This window comes from Pseudomonas sp. P5_A2_2, from assembly GCF_054177685.1.
The window spans coordinates 1-1223 of record NZ_JBGCUL010001205.1; the positions used below are offsets into that span (position 1 = coordinate 1).

The 1223-nt window shown below is 59.8% G+C and carries 1 protein-coding gene and 1 pseudogene; one reads left to right on the top strand and one right to left on the bottom strand.

The window, feature by feature from the left end; genetic code table 11:
• Nucleotides 1-327, bottom strand: a pseudogene (locus tag ACXRVY_RS30110) (SAM-dependent methyltransferase); the annotation flags it as partial.
• A gap of 65 nt (nucleotides 328-392) precedes the next feature.
• Between ACXRVY_RS30110 and gloB the strand changes: the two are divergent.
• Nucleotides 393-1160, top strand: a complete 768-nt coding sequence (gloB, locus tag ACXRVY_RS30115) for a hydroxyacylglutathione hydrolase (RefSeq protein ID WP_223461812.1) — start codon at nucleotides 393-395, stop codon at nucleotides 1158-1160.
• The last annotated feature ends 63 nt before the right edge of the window (nucleotides 1161-1223 follow it).

Below are 1223 nucleotides of genomic sequence, written 5' to 3' on the forward strand. Positions count from 1 at the left end.
GCAGAAATCCAGGCCATGTTGCAGCACCACCACGTCGGCAGCATGCTCGCTCAACGGCCAGGCCTGTTCCTCGCAGACGATCTCGACCCCCGGCAACGGCGCGCCAAGGCGCACATTGCGCTGCACCTGCGGGGCTGACGGCGGGGTTTGGGCCGAGGGGCCGTAATGCACCAGATAACCACCAAAGAACCGCCCGAGCTCGTCTTCGAGCATGCGCCGCTCTTCGTCCAGCAGAAATTGCCCGATGGGACCGGCCAGCCACTCGCGGGCCGCGCCGATCAACGCGAGCCAGTCAGGATCAGCCTGTGCGAACGCTTTATCAGTCATTGCATTCTCCAACACGCCAGGAAGTTCTAAGATGCGCCATTGTTTTCCGCTTGGCGAATCCGACGATGATACAGATCACTGCCCTGCCCGCCTTCACCGACAACTACATCTGGTTGTTACAAGACCACGGCAGCAAGCGCTGCGCGGTCGTCGATCCGGGTGATGCCGCCCCGGTACAAGCCTGGCTCGCGGCCAATCCGGGTTGGGTACTGAGTGATATTTTGATCACTCACCACCATCATGACCACGTCGGCGGCGTCGAGTTGCTGAAGAAAGCGACAAACGCGAAAGTCTATGGCCCGGCCAGCGAAAAAATCCCGGCTCGGGACGTTGCGCTCAAGGACAACGACAAGGTCAGCGTTCTCGGCCTGGACTTCGATATCTTCGCGGTCCCTGGCCACACCCTGGGGCATATCGCCTATTACCATCACGGCTTGCTGTTCTGCGGCGACACCTTGTTTGCCGCCGGCTGCGGGCGGTTGTTCGAAGGCACGCCACAGCAAATGTACAGCTCGCTGACGCGCCTCGCTGCGTTGCCGGAAGACACACTGGTCTACTGCACCCACGAATACACCCTCGGCAATCTGAAGTTTGCGGCGGCCGTCGAACCGAACAACCCGGACACCGCCGAGCGCCTGGCCAAAGTTACCCGCCAACGGCAATCCGGGATCATGACGCTGCCGTCGACACTGGCGCTGGAAAAGCTCACGAACCCGTTTTTGCGCTCCGGTGAAACATCCGTTAAAGAAAAAGCGGACGAACGGACCGGCACCGATAACTCGGCGCCCGATATGGTTTTTGCTGCTATTCGAGCGTGGAAAGACACGTTCTAAAGGGATCTCGCAAGGTTGCAACAATTCTGAAAGGTTGACCGCGCAGGGTGCCCTTTCTAGAAT

Excerpts from the sequence above, each read along its gene's own strand:
- gloB (WP_223461812.1), top strand. The coding sequence starts at position 393 with ATGATACAGATCACTGCCCTGCCCGCCTTCACCGACAACTACATCTGG.